This is a genomic window from Glutamicibacter sp. AOP12-B1-11 (genome assembly GCF_052379245.1).
In the GTDB taxonomy this organism is placed as follows: domain Bacteria; phylum Actinomycetota; class Actinomycetes; order Actinomycetales; family Micrococcaceae; genus Glutamicibacter.
In genome coordinates this window covers 1-17,549 of record NZ_JBQSYL010000020.1, presented here as the reverse complement: position 1 = coordinate 17,549, position 17,549 = coordinate 1, and the positions used below count along the sequence as shown (strand labels likewise).

Below are 17,549 nucleotides of genomic sequence, written 5' to 3'. Positions count from 1 at the left end.
GAGATGGACAAATATGTGCACAATCCGGAAATTCAGGTAGACCGACCAGCCGCAGGCTGGAGCGGTCGCATCGATGGGACCGGCAAGCAGCACCTGCGCTGGCATCAGCACGTCGCCACCGGGCCCTCCGGGATGCCCGCACCGCAGGCAGGTGGCCGACCGGTGGCCCTCCTCGGCTTCGCCTCGGATGCAGGAGTGCTGCGAAACCAGGGAAGAATCGGCGCAGCCAAAGGGCCAGCCGCCCTGCGTGCCGCGCTCAGCTCGCTTGCCATCCATGAATCGCGCATGGTGTGCGACGCCGGTGACATCGTGGTGGTCGGCGACGAGCTTGAGGCAGGCCAGCGGCGACTAGCCCAGAGCGTGAGCCAGCTGCTCAAGTCCGGGATGCTTCCCGTAGTCCTCGGGGGCGGGCATGAGACGGCCTACGGATCCTTCGGCGGCCTTTTTGATCGGCTTCAGCACCAGCCGGATGCCCGCATCGGAATTCTCAATCTTGATGCGCACTTCGACCTGCGCAGCGCACCACGGCGAAGCAGCGGGACACCGTTCAAGGACATAGCCAACGATATGCACGCCGCCGGACGAGAATTCAACTATGCGGTTCTTGGCATCAGCCAGCCGAATAACACGCGGCTGCTATTCGAAGAGGCAAAGGCCCTCGGCGTCACGTATCTGCTCGACGAGCAATGCGGGGCAGGATCTTTGGGGCAGGTCGCCGAGTTCGTAGATCTTTTCCTGCAGGGCATCGATCAGCTGTATCTGACGATCGATCTCGACGTCTTGCCCGCCGCGGTTGCGCCCGGGGTGAGCGCGCCAGCAGCCTATGGGGTTCCGCTAGAGGTAATCCATGCGGTCTGCCGGCAAGTTGCACAAAGCGGAAAGCTTGCCCTGGTCGATGTGGTCGAACTTAACCCGCGCTTTGATCTGGACGGACGTACCGCGCGCACCGCAGCGCGGCTGATCAACACGCTGGCAGGGGTCTAGCAACCACATATATTTCACAATAATTGCGTCACCAAATTTGAATGTTTGACCCCTCAAACATTATGCTGTGTGCAAGCGGATTTTTCGTGGCGATCAAATGTGAAATGGTGTGGGCAACGGTGCAAACAGCGCAAAGTAGACGACATGGGTCGCGGCTTCTGCGCGCCCTGACCCTGACCTGCGCTTTAGCGCTGGTGCTCGGCGGATGCGGTGCGTCCAAGGAGCCGGAAGTGAAGCCCGCGCAGGACGGCCGTCCGGTGGTGCTGACGACTTTCACGGTCCTTGCGGACATCGCAGAAAATGTTGCCGGCGAACATCTGCGCGTGGAATCGGTGACAAAGCTGGGGGCCGAAATCCATGGCTACGAACCAACCCCGGACGACCTGCGACGTGCCTCCCACGCGGATCTGATCCTCGACAACGGGCTGAATCTGGAAGCCTGGTTCGAGCAATTTGTCCACGACAATCCGGCACCGCACCTGACGGTCAGCGACGGGGTGGAGGTCATCTCCATCGCCGAAGATGCCGGTATCGGCAAACCCAACCCGCATGCCTGGATGAGTCCGCTGAATGTCAAGATCTATGTGGACCATATGGTCCAAGGCTTCAGCGAACTCGATCCCGAGCACGCGGCGGACTTTGCCGCAAATGGCGAAATCTATAAGAACAAGCTGCAAGCGGTCCAGGACCAGCTAGCGGCAGACCTCGCCCAAGTGCCGGAGCGGCAACGCGTGCTCGTCTCCTGTGAAGGGGCCTTCAGCTATTTGGCCCGCGATGCCGGACTGCGCGAAAAATATCTCTGGGCGGTCAACGCCGAATCCATGGCCACCCCGCGCAAGGTCGCGGCAGCCATCGACTACATTCGCGAGCACGAGGTTCCCGCGGTCTTCTGCGAATCGACGGTCTCCGACTCCGCCATGCAGCGCGTGGTCGAATCCACCGACGCCGCGTATGGCGGAACGCTCTTCGTGGATTCCCTCTCCGAGCCCAACGGTCCGGTGCCCAGCTATCTGGACCTCATCACCCATGACGCGCAAACCATCGCCCGTGCCCTCCGAGGAGAACTCAAATGACACTTGCAATCGACGTTGACGCAGCGACGGTTCACTATGGAACGGTCCTCGCCCTCGATAAGGCCTCGGTGCAATTGGAGCGCGGATCCGTCTGCGGATTGGTCGGCATGAACGGTTCCGGAAAATCTACGCTATTCAAAACCATTATGGGGTTGCTCAAGCCCGATACCGGCAAGGTGCTGGTCAACGGGTCCAGCCCGCTGCAGGCGCGGAAATCCGGGGCTATCGGCTACGTCCCGCAGAATGAGGCGGTCGACTGGGACTTCCCGATCTCGGTGCGCGAGGTCGTGATGACCGGACGCTACGGGCATATGGGCTTCACCAGGCGTCCGAAAAAGGCGGACCAGATCGCGGTGGACGCCGCGCTCGAACGCGTGGACCTGGCCGAGCATGCGGGACGGCAAATCGGGCAATTGTCCGGCGGGCAAAAGAAGCGCGCCTTCGTGGCCCGCTGCATTGCCCAGGAATCAAACATCATGCTCCTGGATGAACCATTCGCCGGAGTGGATAAGCGCAGCGAAGCGACAATCACCAAGCTCTTGCGCGAGGTGGCGGACCAGGGCGGAAGCGTGCTGATCTCAACCCATGACCTGCACGCCTTGCCGACCTTGGCGGACCAAGCGATCCTCTTGATGCGCAAGGTCTTGATGCAAGGAGACCCGCAATTGGTCTTGCAACCTGAAAATCTTGCCATGGCCTTTGGCCTGGATCCGATGAACCGAGGCGGCGCAGCATGAATCTGATCGAGTTATTAGCCGAACCGCTGAGCTACACCTTCATGGTGCGAGCGCTCGCCGTCACGGTCATCGCGGCGATCCTGTGCGCGGTGCTCTCCTGCTGGCTGGTGCTGATCGGCTGGTCGCTGATGGGAGATGCGGTCTCCCATGCGGTGTTGCCCGGGGTTGTGCTCGCTTACATTGTCGGCGCGCCCTTCGCTTTGGGGGCCCTGGTCTTCGGCTTCCTAGCCGTGGCGCTGATCGGGGGAGTCCGGGACACCTCCCGGCTGAAGGAAGACGCGGCCATCGGCATCGTCTTCACCACGCTCTTTTCCTTCGGCCTGGTGCTGATCTCGGTCACCCCGAGCCATCTGGATTTGAACCACATCATCTTCGGGAATCTGCTGGGAGTCTCGGCCGCAGATCTCTGGCAGGTCATCATCCTTGGGGCCGTGACCTTCCTGATTCTGGTCTTGAAGCGCAAGGACTTCACCTTGTACGCCTTCGACTCGACCCACGCGCACGCGCTGGGGATGAATCCGCGGTTGATCGGGGCGGTGCTCCTGGGCCTGCTCGCCATGACCTCGGTGGTGGCCCTGCAGGCAGTGGGGGTCATCCTGGTGGTGGCGATGCTGATCATCCCCGGGGCCAGCGCCTATCTGCTGACCAACAGCTTCGGCAAGATGCTGATCATCGCTCCGGGCCTTGCCGCGTTGGCTGGGATCATCGGAGTGTACGTCAGCTACTACGTGGATGCTTCAACCGGTGGCATGGTGGTGCTCTCGCAGGGCGCGATCTTCGTCTTGGTCTACCTGTTCAGCCCGCGGCAGGGACTGGTGGCGCACCGGCTCATGTTGCTGCGCCGCCGCAAAACCTTGGAAGCCGCCGCCAAATAGCGGCGCATTCGGCGACGGATCAGGGCAGGGAAGAAACCCAGACCGATTCGGTGGCCCGGGTGCCGAGCCGGATCACCGAGTCGCTGCCGTTCGCCGAGACCTCCAAGGTATCGGAAAACGGGGCGCCGGTGGCGATGGTTAGCCGCGCGCCGACCGTGATGCCGTTCTCGGAGAAATACTGCAAAAGTTCGGAATCCGAGTCGGAGATCCGCTCCACCGTCACCTTTTGCCCCGGCTGCGCTTCGGCGAGCAGGATTGCGACCGGAGTGGAGACCGCGCCCTCCGCGGTGGGAATCGGATCCCCATGCGGATCACGGGTCGGGTGCCCGAGCAGCTCGTCGATGCGCTGAATCATGAATTCCGAAACCGCATGTTCAAGTTGCTCGGCCTCATCGTGGACCTGGTCCCAGCGGTAGCCGAGCATCTGCACCAGGAAAGTCTCGATCAACCGGTGCCGGCGCACCATGGTGACGGCGTATTCACGGCCGCGCGCGGTCAGCGAGACCGCGCCATAGGGCGCGTGGTCCAATAAGCCTTGCTGACGCAGCTTGGCCATGGCACCGGATACCGTGGACAGCTTCACCCCGGCCTTCTCGGCGATGACGGTTGGGGTCACCGGCTCATCAGACCATTCATTCAGACTGAAAATGATCTTGAGATAATTCTGCGCACTATCCGAAAGCTGAGTTACCGACACGCTTTCATCATAGTCAACTGCGCGCACCGGGCGCAGGGGAGCCGCCGATCCGGCGGAATAAATCTGAGTTTTTCGGTGACCAGTTCGTGCTTCCTTCGAAACTTGCTGGTCGCGGGCGGGTCCCCGGCGTGCGCCGGGTTTGCTCATGTGGATGACGCAGGGCCGGCCTTGACTAGAAATCTTTCGTAGGGAAGACTGTGTAATCGATTCCATGGAATCGATTACATGAGTAAGCAAGGGAGCTTATCGGCCATGAATGCGGTCACCATCAAGGACGTCGCCAGCGCAGCAGGTGTATCTGTTGCCACCGCCTCGCGCGTCCTCTCCGGTCACCCGGCCACCTCTCCGGCCTCCCGCTCCAAGGTCGAGGCAGCAGCCAGCGAGCTGGGCTTCATGCCCAACGCGCAAGCCCGCTCCCTGCGCTCCACTAAAACGGACTCCATCGCCTTGCTCATCTCCGATGTGCGCAACCCCTACTTCTCCGACTTGGCGCACTCTGTGGAACAGCATGCGCGGGCCGCGGGCCTGATGACCTTCATGGGCAACGCCAACGAAGACTCCACCCAGCAAGACGACTTCCTGGCAACCATGCTTTCGCGCCGCGTGGACGGGCTGATCATCGTCCCGCAAGGCCTGGACGAAGAAGCCGATGCGCCCAGCTTGATGATGCACCGTGTCCTTTCCAGCGGCATCCCCACGGTCTTCGTGGACCGCGCGCTGCGCGGAAGCAGCGTCCCGGCAATCACCACGGACAGCACCGAGGCGGTCCACCAAGCGGTAGCCACGCTCAAGGATCTGGGCCACACCAAGATCGCGTTCATCGGCGGGCCGAAGCACGCTTCCACCGCGCTGGAACGCTACAGCTCCTTCAAGTCGGCGCTTGCCGCGAACGGCCTGCAGCACGACGAAGCGCTGCACTTCGTCGGCGACTTCAAGCCCGCCTCCGGTGCCGAGGCGGCGCGCTGGCTGCTGAACCACGGCGCCAAGCCAAGCGCCGTGATCATCGCCGACGCGCCGATGGCCATCGGCGCGCTCACCGTCTGGCGCGAAGCGGGCCTCCGCGTGGGCGCCGAGCTGTCGGTGATCACCTTCGATGAGGTCGACGCGATGCTGCTGCATGACCCGCCGATCGCCACGATCAGCCACGATCTGGGGCTTATGGGAAAGCTCGCGGTCGCCTCCCTGACCGCGGTCATGCAGGGCGAGAACCCGGCACCCCACGAGCTGCAAAGCAAATTTACCGCGCGCGCCTCGGTGGCCGCTCAAGCAACACCAGTGATGGAAGGAAAGCCACGCCCATGAGTAATGACGCTCTACTGGTCCTGGACCGGGTCTGCAAATCGTTCGGCCCCGTCCAAGTGATCGACGAAGTCACAGTGGAGGTCCACGCCGGCAAGGTCTCGGTCCTGCTCGGCGAAAACGGCGCGGGCAAGTCCACCCTGATCAAGATGATCGCCGGAGTGCACACCGCGGACTCCGGGCGCATCCTGATGGACGGCAAGGAAGTGAAGATCCCGGATACCAAGGCCTCCGAGGCCCTGGGCATCGCCACCATCCACCAGGAACTGAACCTGGTGCCTTCGATGAGCATCGCCGAGAACATCACCCTGGGCCGAGTGCCGCGCCGCTTTGGCATCATCAACCGCCGCGAGATGCGCCGCATCGCCCGCGAGGCTCTGGACCAGCTGGGGTTGAACCTCGATGTGAACACCCCGGTGGGGGACCTCGGCCTGGCCGAGCAGCAGCTGGTGGAGATCGCCAAGGCACTGTCCCTGGACGCCCGCGTGCTGATTCTCGACGAGCCGACCGCGGCGCTGACCAACGCGGAAATCGCAGGCCTCTTCGAGGTAGTGAACCAGCTCAAGGCCAAGGGCGTGGGCATGGTGTTCATCAGCCACCACCTGGATGAGATCGCCGAGATCGGCGACTTCGTCAACGTGCTGCGCGACGGCAAATTCATTGCCACCGTGCCCGCGGACACCGACGAGAGCGAACTGGTGCGCCTGATGGTCGGCCGCGATATCGACGCCCAGTTCCCGCGCCAGGCAACCGTTCCCGGGGACACCGCGCTGCTGAGCGTGGAAAATCTGTCCCTCGGCGCGCTGGAGAACATCTCGCTGTCGGTCCGCCCCGGCGAGGTCGTCGCCCTGGCCGGGTTGATGGGAGCCGGGCGCACCGAACTGATCCGCGCGATCGCCGGCGCGGACAAGTACTCTTCGGGAACCGTGAAGATCGCCGGCAAAAAACTGCCGAGCAACGACGTCGCGGCAGCCACCCGCGCGGGCCTGGGCCATGTGCCCGAGGACCGCAAAACCCAGGGGCTGGTGCTGGACGCCTCGGTAGCCGAGAACATCGGCTACGCCACGATGGCGGCCACCGCCAAGGGCGGGCTGGTGGACCGCAAGGGCCAGCGGGCGCGCGCCGAGTCCGTCGCCGTCCGGCTGCGCATCCGCATGGGAAATATCGACCAGCCGATCCGCTCGCTCTCCGGTGGCAACCAGCAGAAGGCGGTGTTCGGACGCTGGTTCTCCGCCGGCGCGAAGGTGCTGCTGCTCGATGAGCCAACCCGCGGCGTGGACGTCGGGGCAAAGGTGGAGATCTACGAACTGATCAATGAGATCACCGCCTCCGGGGGCTGCGTGCTGATGGCCTCCAGCGAACTGCCCGAAGTGCTGGGCATGTCCGACCGCGTCCTGGTGATGAGCCAGGGGCGCATCGCCGGGGAACTAGCCACCGAACAAGCCACTCAAGACAGCATCATGGCCTTGGCCGTGAGCAATGTGCACCGCGAAGATGAAATGGGAAAGAAGTAATGAGCAGCGTAGCCACCACCCCCAAGAAGGGCTTTGACTTCAAGGCATTCCTTGCCAACAACGGTGCCCTAGTCGGCCTGGTTGTTCTTTGCCTTGCCATGTTCATCGCGACCCCGCGCTTCTTGACCGGGCCGAACTTGATGAACATCGGCATCCAGGTCTCCACCATCGCGGTGATGGCCTTCGGCATGACCTTCGTGATCGTCGCGGCCGGCATCGACCTGTCCGTCGGCTCCATCGCCGCGATCTCGGCGATGACCTCCTCCTACTGGGTGACCACCGCCGGACTGCCCGACGGGCTGTCGATTATCGTCGGCCTGGCCATCGGCGGACTGTGCGGGTGGGTCACCGGGGCGATGAGCGCCTTCGGCAAGCTGCCCACCTTCATCGCTTCGCTGGCGATGCTCACCATCGTGCGCGGGTTGACCTTGGTCATCTCCGACGGACGGCCGATCGCCACCGGCGACGCGGTGTCCTGGCTGGGCGGGGACCTGGGCTTCATGCCGGTGCCGATCCTGATCCTGATCGTCTCGGGCCTGGTCGCGGCGTTCGTGCTGAACCGCACCATCATCGGCAAAAACGCCTTCGCCGTGGGCGGCAACACCGAAGCCGCCCGGCTCTCCGGAATCCCGGTCAAGCGCGTGCTGGTCACCGTCTTCGTCATCTCCGGCATCTTCGCCGCGCTCTCGGGCATGATCCTGGCCGGACGCCTGGATTCGGCGCAGCCGACCCTCGCCAGCGGCTACGAGCTGGATGCGATCGCCGCGGTAGTCATCGGCGGCGCCTCGCTGTCCGGCGGCGTCGGACGCATCTCCGGCACGCTGATCGGCGCGCTGGTCCTGGCGGTCATCCGCAACGGCCTGAACCTGCTCTCGGTCTCCGCTTTCTGGCAGCAGGTCGTCATCGGCCTGGTCATCGCGATCGCCGTGGGCTTCGACGTGCTGCGCCGCAAGAACGTGCGCCACTAAGACTTTTATTGATCAACCACCCAACATTTAGTTCAAAGGAGAACCCGATGAAGCACATCGTACGCAAGACCACCGTCCTGACCCTGGGACTAGCCCTCGTACTCGGCGCCAGCGCCTGTGGCCGCGGCGAAGCGGCCGCCGAGGGCGGCAAGGCGACCCTGGCCGTATCGACCCTGAACAACCCATTCTTCGTAGACCTGCGTGACGGCGCAGAAGCCGAGGCCCAGGCGCAGGGCATCGAGCTGTCGGTGGTCGACGCGCAGAACGACTCGGCCAGCCAGGCGAACCAGCTGGCCACCGCCGCCACCGACGGCAGCGCCGGGGTCATCATCAACGCAGTGGACACCGAAACCGCGGAAGCCGGTCTGGCTCCGGTAGTCGCGGCCGAGCTTCCGATCGTCGCCGTTGACCGCTCGGTGGGAGAGACCAAGGTCGCTTCCTTCGTCGCCTCGGACAATGTCGCCGGCGGCGAGCAGGCGGCCAAGGCACTGGCGGAAGCCCTCGACGGCAAGGGCAAAATCATCATCCTTGAGGGTGTGCCAGGGGCTTCGGCAACCAACGAGCGCGGCGAAGGCTTCACCAAGGGCCTGAAGGAATTCGCAGATATCGAGGTCGTTTCCAGCCAGACCGCCAACTTCGACCGTGCCGAGGCACTGGACGTGGTCACCAACCTGATGCAGTCCAACCCGGACGCCGCCGGCGTGCTGGCCATGAACGACGAAATGGCCCTCGGAGCCATCCAGGCGCTGGGCGACAAGGCCGGCGAGGACGTCAAGGTTGTCGGCTTCGATGGCACCGAGGACGGCTTCAAGGCAGTCGAGGCAGGAACCCTCGTTGCCACCATCGCGCAGAACCCAGCCGAGCTGGGCAAGCAGTCGGTGCAGATCCTGGCCAAGGCCATGAAGGACGAAGCCGTCGAAGAGACCGTTCAGGTCGCGGTAGACACCGTTGACACCGAAAACGTCGCCGAGTACGCCACCAAGTAATTCCAGGCAGCACCCCTTTCGTCGGTCGAGAGCCAATGCGGCTACAACAAGCTAAGGAAAAATCATGAAGGACAACGTACAAGTCACCATCGTTGGATCGAGCAATGTGGACATCACCGCACTGATGAACCGCCTGCCCGGCCGCGGTGAGACCGTGTTGGCCGATTCCTACCAGCTCTCGCCCGGCGGCAAAGGGGCCAACCAGGCGCTGGCCGCTGCGCTGGCCGGCGCCGCCACCGAATTCATCGGCGCCGTTGGCAACGACTCCCACGCCGAAATCGCTCTGGGGCAGCTCGAAGAGGCCGGGGTGAAGCTGGATCGCGTGGCCCGCGCCAGCGAGCCCACCGGTGTGGCGATCATCCAGGTGGATGCGGCCGCGGAGAATTCCATCGCGGTGGTTTCCGGAGCCAACTCGACGGTGACCGCGGACACGGTCAGCGCGGCCGGCGAGTTGCACGGGATCCTGGTGCTGCAGGGCGAGATCCCTGCCTCCGGCATCAAGGCAGCCATGGATTCGGCCACCGACCGGGTTGTGCTCAACCTGGCGCCGGTGATCGAACTGGACCGCGAGTACCTGCTGAAGGCCAACCCGCTGGTGGTCAACGAGCATGAGGCCGAAGCCGTGCTGCAGCAGCTGAACCCGCACCCTGCCCGCCGCTTCGACAGCAAATATGAGCGCCTCGCCGGAATGCTGGTTGATGAGGGCATCGCCAGCGTGGTCATCACGCTCGGTGCCAACGGTTGCCTGGTCGCCGACCGGGTCCCAATAGAAAACGGCGGAGTCCAAGTTCGCGTGCTGCCAGCGGTCAAGGTCAAGGCCGTGGACACAACCGGTGCCGGCGACGCCTTTACCGGTGCGCTGGCCGCCCGCTTGGCCAACGGCGATAGCTTGGCTCAAGCCGCAGAATTTGCGGGCAAGTTCGCAGCCCTGACCGTGCAGGCGCACGGTGCCCAGGCCTCCTACCCGCGTTCGCTAGAGAACCTCTAAGACCATTTCGAGCAAGACCTAAGGAAGCCTTCGTGCTGAAATCCGAAATCCTCAACGCCCCGCTGCTTGGCGCACTGGCCAAGTGCGGGCACACCGACACCGTGGTGATCGCCGATTGCGGCCTGCCGATTCCGGAAGGTCCGGTGGTCATCGATCTGGCGCTGACTCCGGGTCTGCTCAGCTTCGAGCAGGTGCTTCAGGTGCTGAGCCGCAACATGGTGATTGAGCAAAGCACCCTGGCTGCAGAGGCCGAGGGCGGGGTGGTCCAGGAACTGTGCGTGTCGCGGGGGCTCGAGCCGGGGTTCATCTCCCATGAGGAGCTGAAAGCCGCATTGCCCCAGGCCAAGATCGTTGTGCGCACCGGGGAAGCGACCCCCTACGCAAACGTGATTCTGCACTGCGGCGTGGCTTTCTGATCGACCAGCTTCCAGTCGGTGCCAACAGCCTGCCGGCACCGGCTTTGCTGTCTGCCAGACAGAGAAATGCATTGGAACATCAACTGATCGGCAGTCCACTGCAAACCTAATTCGCGTGCACCCGGTAGCTCAGTAAGGGGATATGTGCTTGGTTCTCTTCTGGTGGGTTAGTCGAGACGAGCTGCTGTTGACGGGAGCTTGGATTAGCATCGCGCACAGCGCTTCACTCGCAAGCGCACCGGAATGAGCATGGTGTTAGCGTCATGCCGATCTTTTATGGAGGATAGCCAATGAAGATAGCTTTTTATGCAGCATTTGCTGCTATGGCGATCGGCGCGGCAACTGTGATCCTGACCGTGCCAGCACTATTCCATGAACCTAGCCAGTTGCAAGCAGGCTTGGTAATTTGGGCGGGAATAATATTCTTGGCTGGGCTTACCATCGTGAAGCTGCTGAAGTACGTGGCCACGAACGAAGCTTGATGCTTCTGTTCCCAGATTCTGACAGGGCTTCCTCATGTTTGCCGGCTACGCGGGGGAAGCCCAGATAGTTGTTTCACAAGCTGGTCCCTAGAATTGGCCTCATGAGGCAACGCAAGATGGCAGGACGACACGGTGAGGTTTTTTCCCTTATTGCGCCCGAAGCCGGGCTCTTGCTCGGCGCCGGACGGGCGATCCTGCTGCAACTCGCCCACCCGCAGATTGGCTTGGCCATCGCCAAGCATTCTGATTTTGCTTCGAATCCGCTCGGCCGGTTGATCCATACCCTTGGCTATATTTACGCGCTGAGCAACGGGACCCCAGAACAGCAAAGAACCATCATCGACTACGTGAACACCGCGCATCAACCGGTACACGGTACGCGAAACCCCGATCGGGAAACTCCGGCCTACTCGGCGATGGACCCAAAATTGCAGATGTGGGTTGCCGCAACCCTCTATGACTCGGCACGGGTTATCGCCGCCGAAATCCTCCCCATGGCTGAATCCAGCGACAACGAGAACCTGTACCGGCAGTACGCCGCTCTGGGTGATGCTCTGCAAATGCCGGCTCACTTCTGGCCGGACAGCCTTGGCGAATTTGATGAGTATTTCGACCGAACCCTCAACACGCTGAGCGTCACTCCACAGACTCGTCGCCTGGCCGATGAACTCTTTTTGGGTAGCAACGCCCCGTGGTGGATCCGCATTGGACTGCCCTTGATGCGCGATGTGACCATCGCCCAGCTTCCACCCACGGTGCGCGAACAATTCGGCTACGAGCTTTCCGCGAAGGCCGCCAAACGCAACGCGCGAGCCATCTCCTTCGTGCGGTTGGCCACGCGGATATTGCCCAAATTTATCAGGCACGCGCCAATGCGATGGATGCTACGTCATGTGGACCGGATGGGCTAGCCGCCGGTCTTTGCTTGGCCAACATCTTGGAGTCTGCCTGGAAACAGGATGCGTGGCAAGGCAAGCAGCAAGAACAACGTCACCAGGATCAACGAGCCACCGATCCAAGCACCGGTTTCCCAGCCGAAGAATACCTGCAACACGAACCAGACGCAGCCAGAGACAAGCAATCCCACCCCGATACCCACGATTTTTAGCACGATATGGCCAAGGTTTACCGTTTTTTCCTTCAGCCGCTGGCCAAAGAAAAAGCGGTGAACGGCCACGGGGGTAATCAGTAGCAGGATCAGCAGGGTCGCAGCGACCAGCAAGACGACGTAAACAATTTCATCCTTGTGGGTGAGCACTTCAAATCTCGCCTGGAAAGGCAGGACCACCAAAAAAGCTGCCAGAATCTGCAGACCTGTCTGCATCACGCGCATTTCCTGGAGCAATTCGTTCCATTGGCGATGCGGGGCACCATCGCTGGTATCTGGATGGGAACGCTTATTCATCACAGCTCTCCTCGATCAGAAGGCGACCGCCAGCGGAACAGGTTCGCCAGCTGAGGCTACGCCAATTTTCTTGAAACTAGACAAGACGTCGGGTTGCAGACTTTCCAAACTGTCGGCCTTCATGGGTAATTTGAGTATCCCAGTAGGAAAACTATAAGGGAGGTCATGATGAAACTCGAGAACGAAGCACGCATTCAGCCAGATATCTGGACCATGCCTGACAAAGGACTCTCGTGGTGCGACTGCGGCGCGGCGCATGAACTCAGCGCCGACATTGTGTACGGATTCGCCGAAGTGCTCAGGCTGGATACACGTGGGGCGATGACGCACCCCCAGCTGGTTGAACTCACCATGGAGGTATGGAACTTTGAAGCGGTTTGTCGTTTCTTCCACCTCGCCTTGAACGAAGCGACACAATTTATCCACGGCACCGTAGCTGAGGAATATCCGTTCGCCGAAGGGATCGATATCGTCGGATACTTCTCGAAAACCTGGCAAGGCTGCCCGGCGGCAGAGTGCCGTGGCGATGACTAGCCAGAGCGACCGGACAGGTTCGGGTAACTAGCGTTCACAAGAGCCAATCGCACGGCGTGGAAATTGGGCGGTGAGGCTCGCGGCGCATACTGTGGGGAAGATGAAGAGTATTGCACCGAGCCAGGCGGCGGCAAACCATGACGGATACATCCATGTGCGCGGCGCAAACGAGAATAACTTGGATAACGTGGAAGTGCGGATACCGCGCGACGCGATTGTGGCTTTCACCGGGGTCTCCGGCTCAGGAAAGTCTTCCTTGGCCTTTGGCACAATTTTCGCCGAATCCCAGCGGCGCTTCCTCGAATCTGTAGCGCCCTATGCGCGCCGATTGATCGCCCAAGGCCATGCCCCGAAGGTTGAATTCATCTCTGGTCTGCCGCCGGCGGTCGCCTTGCAGCAGCGTCGGGGGACCGCCAGCTCCCGGTCCAGCGTCGGGACGCTGACCACGTTGTCCAACTCGGTGCGGATGCTCTACTCACGTGCCGGGGATTACCCGCAAGGAGCGGCCCGGCTCGATTCGGATGCCTTCTCCACGAATACCGCTGTCGGCGCATGCCAACAATGCCATGGAGTGGGCACGGTGCACTCGGTCAGCGAGCAGTCGCTGGTTCCCGAACCATCGCTGAGCATCCGGGACGGCGCGATTGCCGCCTGGCCGGGAGCCTGGCAGGGTAAAAACCTGCGCGATATCACCACCCACCTCGGCCACGACATTGACGTTGCCTTCGGCAGCTTGCCGAAGGAAACGCGTGACTGGCTGCTCTTCACCGAGGAGCAACCGGTGGTCGAGGTGACCCCCGAAAGAGATCGTGTAGCAAAACCATATAAGGGACGGTTCTGGAGCGCCGAACGCTATGTGCGCCATACCGTGGCGACCTCCAAGAGCGAGAATTTACGCGCCAAGGCGTTGGCCTTCATGCATTCGCAACCCTGCGCCGAGTGCTCCGGGACGGGGTTCCGCCGCGACTCGCTTCGGGTGAAGTTCGCCGAGCTGGACATTGCCGAATTCAACGCGCGCTCGTTGCAATCCTTGGCTGAGCTCTTGCGCCCCTTCGCGACCGTGACCGGTGGCGAGGCCCAAGCCGATGTGGTGAGCATGATCAGCACCGACCTGCTCGCCAGAATCGAAGTGCTCCTAGAACTCGGGCTGGGGTACCTGAGCCTAGACCGCAGTACTCCAACCCTTTCACCGGGGGAGATGCAGCGGCTACGCATTGCCACGCAGCTGCGTGCCGGATTATTTGGCGTCATCTATGTGCTGGACGAACCCTCGGCGGGGCTGCATCCGGCCGATGTGCAACCGCTGATCGAGGTGCTTTCCGCCTTGAAGGACGAGGGTAATTCGGTGTTCGTGGTGGAACACAATATGGATGTAGTCACCCGCGCCGAGTGGATCGTTGATGTGGGACCCGGGGCGGGCAGCGGTGGTGGCCAGGTGCTTTATAGCGGGGAGGTCGCCGGTCTGGCTCAGGTCGAAAAGTCGGTGACTCGCCGGTTCTTGGACGCTTCTCCGGCACCGGCGCGCAACCTGCGCAACGCCACCGACTGGCTGGAACTGCGCGGGGTGAACCTGCACAACCTGGTGGATGTCGACGCGAAATTCCCCTTGGGTGTTTTCTGCGCGGTGACCGGTGTATCAGGTTCGGGAAAATCCAGTCTGGTCTCCGGGGCGCTGGCCCAAGGCGCGGGCGGTTCGACCGTACCAGCCCAAGATGAACCCGAAGATGCACCGGTGCAGGCTGTCATCAAGGAAGTGACCGGGGCGGGTCAGATCAATCGGGTGGTGCTGATGGATCAGAAACCCATCGGACGTACCCCGCGTTCCAACGTGGCCACGTATACCGGCCTGTTCGACGCGGTCCGCAAGACCTTCGCCGACCAGCCACTGGCGCGTGAACGCAGTTACGGGGCAGGCCGGTTTTCCTTCAACGTCGCCGGCGGCCGCTGCGAGAACTGTCTGGGCGAGGGCTTCTTGGAGATCGAGTTGCTCTTCCTTCCCGGCACCTATGGACCATGTCCGCAGTGCCAGGGAACCCGGTACAACGAACAGACCTTGGAGGTCGAATACCAAGGGAAGAACATTGCGCAGGTGTTGGAGCTGAGCGTTGCTCAGGCAGAGGAATTCCTGGCCGGAATTCCGGCCGCGGCCCGTGCGCTGGCGACTTTGCGGGAGGTCGGGTTGGGCTACCTGTCATTGGGACAGCCGGCCACCGAAATGTCTGGTGGTGAGGCCCAGCGGATCAAGCTGGCCACCGAACTGCAACGCCAGCGCCGTGGTCATACCCTGTATCTGCTGGACGAGCCGACCACCGGGTTGCACCCTGCCGACGTGCAGCTGTTGGTGGCGCAACTGCACCAGCTGGTGGACCAAGGACATACCGTGATCGTGGTGGAACACCATATGGATGTCGTCGCAGCCAGCGATTGGGTGATCGATTTGGGGCCAGCCGGAGGGGACGGAGGCGGACGAATTATCGCCGCGGGAACACCGCACCAGGTGGCGCAGAACCAGGCCAGCCGGACCGCGCAATTCCTCGCACTTCGGCTGGCCGGAGACGACAGCTAACTAGTTGCCGCGAAGCTGCGCGTACGGCGGACTCTGCACGCCATCGGCAATTGCTTCGGCTGGGTCATCACCGAGATGAATCATCTTGTTTTGACCATCCACGTGGACCACGCTTGGCACGTAGGCGCGGGCCTCGGCGTCCTGCATCTGCGCGTAGCTGATGATGATCACCAGGTCTCCCGGATGAACTAGGTGGGCGGCGGCACCGTTGATGCCGATCACGCCGCTGCCTGGCTCGCCGGCAATGGTGTAGGTTTCCAGACGTGCCCCATTGGTGACATCCACGATGCTGACTAGTTCGCCCGGCAGGATATCCGAGGCCGCAAGCAGTTCGGAATCGATGGTGATCGAGCCGACGTAGTGCAGGTCGGCCTGGGTGACGGTCGCCCGATGGATTTTGGACTTAAACATGGTGCGTTGCATGGAACGAGTTCCCAATCTAAAAGAAGGTTTGCCGTGCCAGTTTACTACCCGGCACGGCAAACTTCCTGTGGGCTATCGTCCCTGTGCGCGATGCAAGGCCTCAAGTACCGTTCCGTCGGCTACCAATCCGTAGGCCGCTTCGAGCTCTGCGGAGAGGAACCGATCCTCGCCGGGGCCGGCAACTTTGGTGCGCAAAACGTCGTGCACGGCTCCGGTGACCGGTGCCGGGGTCAGCGGCTGGCGCAGGTCCAAGGCCCGCGCGGCAACCACTAATTCGATGCTCAGCACTCGGCGCAGATTGTCTACCGCGGTGCGCAGCTTGCGGGCCGCGTGCCAACCCAAAGACACGTGGTCTTCCTGCATGGCAGAAGACGGAATCGAATCAACGCTCGCTGGCACAGCCAATCGCTTATTCTCCGCAACCAGTCCGGCCTGCGTGTACTGTGCGATCATCATGCCCGAATCAACTCCGGGATCATCGGCGAGGAATGCTGGCAAGTCCCGCGAACGTGCCGGATCAAGCATTCGGTCGGTGCGGCGTTCGGCGATGGACCCTAGATCGGCCACGGCGATTGCCAGGAAATCCAATACGTAGGCAACCGGGGCACCGTGGAAGTTTCCGTTGGAAGAAACCTCACCGGTTGACAGCACCACCGGATTGTCGATGGCGGCGGCCAATTCGCGGGTGGCGACCATGCGGGCGTGGGTGATGGTGTCGCGAACGGCCCCGGTGACTTGCGGAGAGCAGCGCAACGAATAGGCGTCCTGCACCCGGCCATCGCCCTCGCGGTGCGAGGCGACCAGCTCGGAGCCGTCCAGCGCGGCGAACATGTTGGCGGCGCTCACTGCCTGGCCGGGGTGCGGCCGCAATGGTTCGTGGAGTTCGGGGCGGTATACCTGATCGGTGCCGAACTGGGCCTCGACGCTCATCGCAGCGCTGAGATCGGCAATGTCAGCCAAATCTTCCAGATCGGCCAATGCCATCAGCAACATGCCCAACATTCCGTCGGTGCCGTTGACCAGCGCAAGACCTTCCTTTTCTGCAAGCTCCAAAGGCGTAATGCCCGCTTCTGCAAGGAGTTCGGGAACCGGACGGATCACTCCATGCTTATCGGTGGCCTCACCTTCACCCATCAACACCAGCGCACAGTGCGACAGCGGTGCGAGGTCACCGGAGCAACCCAGCGAACCGTATTCGCGCACCAGCGGTGTGATCCCGGCATTAAGCAGCGCCACCATGGTCTCTAGAACTATCGGGCGCACACCGGTGTGGCCGCTCGCCAGGGTTTTGGCGCGTAAGAACATCAAGGCACGAACCACTTCACGTTCCACCGGTGCACCCATGCCAGCAGCGTGCGAGCGAATCAGCGAGCGCTGCAGCTTGGCGCGGTCTTCCGGAGCGATGTGCCGGGTGGCCAATGCACCAAAGCCCGTGGAAATCCCGTATACCGGAGTTTCGGATGCAGCCAACGCATCGATATGTGCGCGAACCTCGGCCAATTTCTCGCTGACTTCAGCTGAAATATCAACGTGGATATCCTGACGAGCCACGCGCAATACATCCTGTGCGGTGGCGTTCGATAGGCGAAGCGTCACCGAAGG

General features: G+C 62.1%; 18 protein-coding genes. 14 read left to right on the top strand and 4 right to left on the bottom strand.

The window, feature by feature from the left end:
- Positions 1-3: 3 nt before the first annotated feature.
- From hutG to ACT3UQ_RS12700, 4 genes are all read left to right on the top strand, one after another.
- The gene (gene hutG / locus ACT3UQ_RS12715; RefSeq protein WP_105569638.1) at positions 4-984 is read left to right on the top strand and encodes a formimidoylglutamase; all 981 of its coding nucleotides are present in this window, start codon (positions 4-6) and stop codon (positions 982-984) included.
- A 104-nt stretch (positions 985-1,088) separates the two neighbouring features.
- The gene (locus ACT3UQ_RS12710; protein WP_105552993.1) at positions 1,089-2,057 is read left to right on the top strand and encodes a metal ABC transporter substrate-binding protein; all 969 of its coding nucleotides are present in this window, start codon (positions 1,089-1,091) and stop codon (positions 2,055-2,057) included.
- Entirely contained in the window at positions 2,054-2,794 is a 741-nt protein-coding gene (locus ACT3UQ_RS12705; protein WP_105552922.1) for a metal ABC transporter ATP-binding protein, read from the top strand. Before ACT3UQ_RS12710 ends, ACT3UQ_RS12705 begins: the two co-directional genes overlap by 4 nt.
- Complete coding sequence (locus ACT3UQ_RS12700; RefSeq protein WP_105552923.1) at positions 2,791-3,669, top strand: metal ABC transporter permease; 879 nt, start codon at positions 2,791-2,793, stop codon at positions 3,667-3,669. Before ACT3UQ_RS12705 ends, ACT3UQ_RS12700 begins: the two co-directional genes overlap by 4 nt.
- Positions 3,670-3,688: 19 nt before the next feature.
- Here ACT3UQ_RS12700 and ACT3UQ_RS12695 read toward each other — a convergent pair whose 3' ends face one another.
- Complete coding sequence (locus tag ACT3UQ_RS12695) at positions 3,689-4,366, bottom strand: metal-dependent transcriptional regulator (protein ID WP_105552994.1); 678 nt, start codon at positions 4,364-4,366, stop codon at positions 3,689-3,691.
- Positions 4,367-4,591: 225 nt separating this feature from the next.
- Between ACT3UQ_RS12695 and ACT3UQ_RS12690 the strand changes: the two genes are divergently transcribed.
- The 8 genes from ACT3UQ_RS12690 to ACT3UQ_RS12655 all read left to right on the top strand — a co-directional run bounded on the left by ACT3UQ_RS12690 (position 4,592) and on the right by ACT3UQ_RS12655 (position 11,930).
- Entirely contained in the window at positions 4,592-5,668 is a 1,077-nt protein-coding gene (locus ACT3UQ_RS12690; protein ID WP_105552924.1) for a LacI family DNA-binding transcriptional regulator, read from the top strand.
- Complete coding sequence (locus ACT3UQ_RS12685; RefSeq protein ID WP_105552925.1) at positions 5,665-7,179, top strand: sugar ABC transporter ATP-binding protein; 1,515 nt, start codon at positions 5,665-5,667, stop codon at positions 7,177-7,179. Before ACT3UQ_RS12690 ends, ACT3UQ_RS12685 begins: the two co-directional genes overlap by 4 nt.
- Positions 7,179-8,147 carry an ABC transporter permease gene (locus ACT3UQ_RS12680; protein ID WP_105552926.1) on the top strand — a complete coding sequence of 323 codons (969 nt, stop codon included), beginning with the start codon at positions 7,179-7,181 and terminating at the stop codon, positions 8,145-8,147. Before ACT3UQ_RS12685 ends, ACT3UQ_RS12680 begins: the two co-directional genes overlap by 1 nt.
- 47 nt (positions 8,148-8,194) lie before the next feature.
- Positions 8,195-9,133: a substrate-binding domain-containing protein gene (locus ACT3UQ_RS12675; RefSeq protein WP_105552927.1), complete on the top strand. Its 939-nt coding sequence runs from the start codon at positions 8,195-8,197 to the stop codon at positions 9,131-9,133.
- Between the two features lie 64 nt (positions 9,134-9,197).
- A complete protein-coding gene (locus tag ACT3UQ_RS12670; RefSeq protein WP_444637220.1) occupies positions 9,198-10,121 on the top strand; it encodes a ribokinase in 924 nt (307 codons plus the stop codon).
- A 32-nt stretch (positions 10,122-10,153) separates the two neighbouring features.
- Complete coding sequence (rbsD, locus tag ACT3UQ_RS12665) at positions 10,154-10,537, top strand: D-ribose pyranase (RefSeq protein ID WP_096283090.1); 384 nt, start codon at positions 10,154-10,156, stop codon at positions 10,535-10,537.
- A gap of 290 nt (positions 10,538-10,827) precedes the next feature.
- Positions 10,828-11,019 carry a hypothetical protein gene (locus tag ACT3UQ_RS12660; RefSeq protein ID WP_105552929.1) on the top strand — a complete coding sequence of 64 codons (192 nt, stop codon included), beginning with the start codon at positions 10,828-10,830 and terminating at the stop codon, positions 11,017-11,019.
- Between the two features lie 101 nt (positions 11,020-11,120).
- On the top strand, positions 11,121-11,930 hold the full coding sequence (locus tag ACT3UQ_RS12655) for an oxygenase MpaB family protein (RefSeq protein WP_105552930.1): 810 nt from the start codon (positions 11,121-11,123) through the stop codon (positions 11,928-11,930).
- Here the strand turns inward: ACT3UQ_RS12655 and ACT3UQ_RS12650 are convergent.
- Positions 11,927-12,424, bottom strand: coding sequence for a DUF6328 family protein (locus ACT3UQ_RS12650; RefSeq protein WP_096283087.1), 498 nt, complete (start codon positions 12,422-12,424; stop codon positions 11,927-11,929). The two genes, ACT3UQ_RS12655 and ACT3UQ_RS12650, sit on opposite strands and share 4 nt — an antisense overlap.
- A 165-nt stretch (positions 12,425-12,589) precedes the next feature.
- On the opposite strand from ACT3UQ_RS12650, the gene ACT3UQ_RS12645 reads away from it, so the two are divergent.
- Together ACT3UQ_RS12645 and ACT3UQ_RS12640 are read left to right on the top strand one after the other, a co-directional pair.
- Complete coding sequence (locus ACT3UQ_RS12645) at positions 12,590-12,958, top strand: hypothetical protein (protein ID WP_105552931.1); 369 nt, start codon at positions 12,590-12,592, stop codon at positions 12,956-12,958.
- A 100-nt stretch (positions 12,959-13,058) separates the two neighbouring features.
- On the top strand, positions 13,059-15,524 hold the full coding sequence (locus ACT3UQ_RS12640; protein ID WP_105569640.1) for an excinuclease ABC subunit UvrA: 2,466 nt from the start codon (positions 13,059-13,061) through the stop codon (positions 15,522-15,524).
- On the opposite strand, the gene panD is transcribed toward ACT3UQ_RS12640, so the two are convergent.
- Both panD and hutH read right to left on the bottom strand, forming a co-directional pair.
- The gene (gene panD, locus ACT3UQ_RS12635; protein ID WP_096283085.1) at positions 15,525-15,947 is read right to left on the bottom strand and encodes an aspartate 1-decarboxylase; all 423 of its coding nucleotides are present in this window, start codon (positions 15,945-15,947) and stop codon (positions 15,525-15,527) included. It lies immediately after the preceding gene.
- 72 nt (positions 15,948-16,019) lie between these two features.
- Positions 16,020-17,549, bottom strand: a 1,530-nt coding sequence (gene hutH, locus ACT3UQ_RS12630; RefSeq protein ID WP_444637218.1) for a histidine ammonia-lyase, incomplete at its 5' end; no start/stop codon positions are given.

Bases quoted from the DNA above. Each gene is read 5' to 3' on its own strand.
- hutG (WP_105569638.1), top strand. From the start codon at position 4: ATGGACAAATATGTGCACAATCCGGAAATTCAGGTAGACCGACCAGCC.
- ACT3UQ_RS12710 (WP_105552993.1), top strand. From the start codon at position 1,089: ATGGTGTGGGCAACGGTGCAAACAGCGCAAAGTAGACGACATGGGTCG.
- ACT3UQ_RS12705 (WP_105552922.1), top strand. From the start codon at position 2,054: ATGACACTTGCAATCGACGTTGACGCAGCGACGGTTCACTATGGAACG.
- ACT3UQ_RS12700 (WP_105552923.1), top strand. From the start codon at position 2,791: ATGAATCTGATCGAGTTATTAGCCGAACCGCTGAGCTACACCTTCATG.
- ACT3UQ_RS12690 (WP_105552924.1), top strand. From the start codon at position 4,592: ATGAGTAAGCAAGGGAGCTTATCGGCCATGAATGCGGTCACCATCAAG.
- ACT3UQ_RS12685 (WP_105552925.1), top strand. From the start codon at position 5,665: ATGAGTAATGACGCTCTACTGGTCCTGGACCGGGTCTGCAAATCGTTC.
- ACT3UQ_RS12680 (WP_105552926.1), top strand. From the start codon at position 7,179: ATGAGCAGCGTAGCCACCACCCCCAAGAAGGGCTTTGACTTCAAGGCA.
- ACT3UQ_RS12675 (WP_105552927.1), top strand. From the start codon at position 8,195: ATGAAGCACATCGTACGCAAGACCACCGTCCTGACCCTGGGACTAGCC.
- ACT3UQ_RS12670 (WP_444637220.1), top strand. From the start codon at position 9,198: ATGAAGGACAACGTACAAGTCACCATCGTTGGATCGAGCAATGTGGAC.
- ACT3UQ_RS12660 (WP_105552929.1), top strand. From the start codon at position 10,828: ATGAAGATAGCTTTTTATGCAGCATTTGCTGCTATGGCGATCGGCGCG.
- ACT3UQ_RS12655 (WP_105552930.1), top strand. From the start codon at position 11,121: ATGAGGCAACGCAAGATGGCAGGACGACACGGTGAGGTTTTTTCCCTT.
- ACT3UQ_RS12650 (WP_096283087.1), bottom strand. From the start codon at position 12,424: ATGAATAAGCGTTCCCATCCAGATACCAGCGATGGTGCCCCGCATCGC.
- ACT3UQ_RS12645 (WP_105552931.1), top strand. From the start codon at position 12,590: ATGATGAAACTCGAGAACGAAGCACGCATTCAGCCAGATATCTGGACC.
- ACT3UQ_RS12640 (WP_105569640.1), top strand. From the start codon at position 13,059: ATGAAGAGTATTGCACCGAGCCAGGCGGCGGCAAACCATGACGGATAC.
- panD (WP_096283085.1), bottom strand. From the start codon at position 15,947: ATGCAACGCACCATGTTTAAGTCCAAAATCCATCGGGCGACCGTCACC.